This window comes from Streptomyces bobili (assembly GCF_002154575.1).
In the GTDB taxonomy this organism is placed as follows: Bacteria; Actinomycetota; Actinomycetes; order Streptomycetales; family Streptomycetaceae; genus Streptomyces; species Streptomyces bobili.
The window spans coordinates 1-2,762 of the sequence record NZ_MUBA01000863.1; the positions used below are offsets into that span (position 1 = coordinate 1).

Below are 2,762 nucleotides of genomic sequence, written 5' to 3' on the forward strand. Positions count from 1 at the left end.
GCCCTGGCCGCAGCTCCCGCCGCGCGGCACCCTGGAGATCCGGCGCGACGACGTGCACTGGGCCCCCGATCCACGCCACCAGATACTCGCGCGCCCAGTGCACGTCCCCCTCATACACGGACCCCCGCTCCCGCACGTCCCCCTCGTCCACAGCGCCCCCCTCCCGTACGTCCGGCAGGGCGCCGCGCGCCCTCGCCGCGGCCGTCGTGACGCTGCTCGCCCTCGGGCTGCCGGCCGTCGCCGTGCCCACGGCCGCCGCCCGGCCCACCGGGGCGGTGACCGCGCCCAGTCCCGCCACCGTCACCGTGACCGGCGAGGGCGGTGCGAGCGCACAGCCCGACATCGCGGTCGTCGTCGCCGGTGTCGAGGCCATGGCCGCGACCCCGCGGACGGCCCTGGACACCCAGGCCGCGGCCGCGACCGCCCTGCTCGACGCCGTCCGCCGCCAGGGCGTGGCCGAAGCGGACATCCGTACCGAGAGCGTCTCCGTGCATCCCGTCCACGACTACACGGACGGCGCCGCCCGGCTCAGGGGCTACCAGGCCGCGCAGACCTTCTCTTTGACGGTCCGTGAGGTGGGCAGGACCGGGGCGGTCCTCCAGGGGATCACCGATGCCACCGGTGAGGCGGGCCGCGTGAACTCGGTGACCTTCGACGTCTCCGACCCGGCCCCGCTGCTGGCCCGCGCCCGCCAGGCCGCGCACGAGGACGCCCACACCAAGGCCCTTCAGTACGCCCGGCTCAGCGGTCACCGCCTCGGCCGCCTGGTCTCCCTCAGCGAGGACGCGACCGGCTATCCGCGCCCGGTCCCCCCGGCCGCCGACGCGGCATCGGGCGGTGTCCCCGTGGCGCCGGGCGTCATCCGCGCGACGGCGACGGTGACGGCCGTGTACGCGCTCGACTGAGCCGTGTCCCAGCCCGACTGACCCGTGTCCGAACCCGACTGATCCGGTCTCAGCGCTCCTGTGGGCTCAACGTCTGTGCCCCGAGGCCGAGTTCCCGGTCCAGCGCCTCCTCCACCCATTCCTGCGCACGGGCCCGGGAGACGGCACCGTCGTAGGACGTGAGCTGTACGGCGAGACCGTCGAGGAGGGCCGTCAGGCGCAGGGCCGTCCCGGCCGGGTCGGGACAGCGGAACTCGCCCGCGGCCACCCCCTCCGCGATCACCTCGGCGAGCGCCGCCTTCCACTGCCGGTCGAGGCCGCGGGCGACGTCGCGCAGGGCGGGTTCGCGCAGCGACACCGCCCAGCCCTCGATCCACAGCCGCCAGCCCTTGGCCGGCCCGGTGGGGGCGTACCAGCGCACCGCCGACCGCAGCCGGCGCAGTGCGGTCGTGCGGCGGCCGAGCAGTTTGCGCAGCCGGGCCAGGTCGGCTTCGGCGGCGAAGGCGAACGCGTCGGCGACCAGCCGCTCCTTGGTGGCGAAGTGGTAGAGCACCAGCGCGTTGCTCACGCCGAGCGCCGAGGCCACGTCGGCGATCCTGACCGCCGCCACGCCCCGCGCCTCGATCTGCTCGATGGCCGCCCGCAGCAAATCCTCGCGCCGCTCCGCCACACTCAACCGGACCCTTGCCACGCCGTCACCCTACACAGGGCCCGCGACCTGCGCCGACGCCCTCAGCGGTGCTGCCCGAAGCGTTCCGCGAGGAGCGGCAGCCGCTGGTCGGCGATCGCGTGCGCGGCCCGGCGCGGGGTCGTCGCGTCGGCCTGCGCGCGCGTCAGCACCCGTTCCACCAGGGCGCGCATCGAGCGACGTGTGTACGCGAACGCCTCGTCGGCGTCCGCGCCGATGTCGCCGAACAGCGTCCACCACCACCAGGCGTTCGTCCCGGAGTTGACGACGACGTCCGGCAGCACGCTCACCCCGCGCGCGTGCAGCAGCGCCTCCGCCTCGGGCAGGACGGGCATGTTGGCCGCCTCGGCGATCCAGCGGGCGGTGATCCGCGCCTGCTCGTCCGGGCCGATCGCGTACGACACGGCGGCCGGCACCAGCACCTCCGCCTCGGCCGACAGCCAGGCGTCGCCGGGCAGTTCGTGGTCGCCGGGGCGCAACGCGTCGCGGCCGACGGTGCCGTGGGCGTCCCGCGCCGCCAGCAGCGCCTCCACGTCGAGGCCCGCCGGGTTGGCGATCGTGCCCTTGACGTCGGCGACGGCCACGACCGTCAGTCCCGCGCGCGTGAGGAAGCGCGCCGTGGCCCCGCCCATCGTGCCGAGCCCCTGGAGCGCGACCCGGGTGCCGGCATGGGGCACCCCGGCCCTGTCCAGGGCGGTGAGGACCGACTCGGCGACCCCGCAGCCCCCGACCAGCTCGCCCAGGCCGATGCCGTCCACCTGGACCGCGAAGGCGTCCGCGAGCCGCCGGCGGGCCGCGCCCTCGTCGTCGAGCAGCGGATAGACGGCCTGGATCGACGACACGAGCCCGGCCTCCGCGGCGGCCCGGTCGACGACGTCCTGGCTGAGCCCCAGATCCTCACCGGTGGTCCAGCAGCTCTCCACGTAGGGCCGCACCGCCCGCAGGTACCGCACCAGCAGCCCGTACGATTCCGGGGCACGCGGATCGCAGTCGATGCCGCCCTTCGCCCCGCCCAGGGGGACGTAGCGTGCCGCCGGGTCGTAGTGCAGGGCCTCCTTGAGGCTCATCCCGCGGGCGAGCCCGGTCACCTCGTCGAGGGTGCAGCCCTCCCGCATCCGCAGGCCGCCGCGGCTACCTGGTCGTCGACCGGCTCGTGCGCGGCGTGTGCAGCGGCGGCCTGCGGATGCGGG

General features: G+C 75.8%; 3 protein-coding genes. 1 reads left to right on the forward strand and 2 read right to left on the reverse strand.

Annotated features, from left to right (window positions below):
• Positions 1 to 206 precede the first annotated feature (206 nt).
• Positions 207 to 905: an SIMPL domain-containing protein gene (locus BZL64_RS38305; protein WP_167396269.1), complete on the forward strand. Its 699-nt coding sequence runs from the start codon at positions 207 to 209 to the stop codon at positions 903 to 905.
• A gap of 49 nt (positions 906 to 954) precedes the next feature.
• Here the strand turns inward: BZL64_RS38305 and BZL64_RS38310 are convergent, their stop codons facing one another.
• Together BZL64_RS38310 and BZL64_RS38315 are read right to left on the reverse strand one after the other, a co-directional pair.
• On the reverse strand, positions 955 to 1,575 hold the full coding sequence (locus tag BZL64_RS38310; RefSeq protein WP_086773521.1) for a TetR/AcrR family transcriptional regulator: 621 nt from the start codon (positions 1,573 to 1,575) through the stop codon (positions 955 to 957).
• Between the two features lie 41 nt (positions 1,576 to 1,616).
• The coding region (locus BZL64_RS38315; protein WP_086773522.1) for a Glu/Leu/Phe/Val dehydrogenase dimerization domain-containing protein at positions 1,617 to 2,762 on the reverse strand (1,146 nt) is incomplete at its 5' end.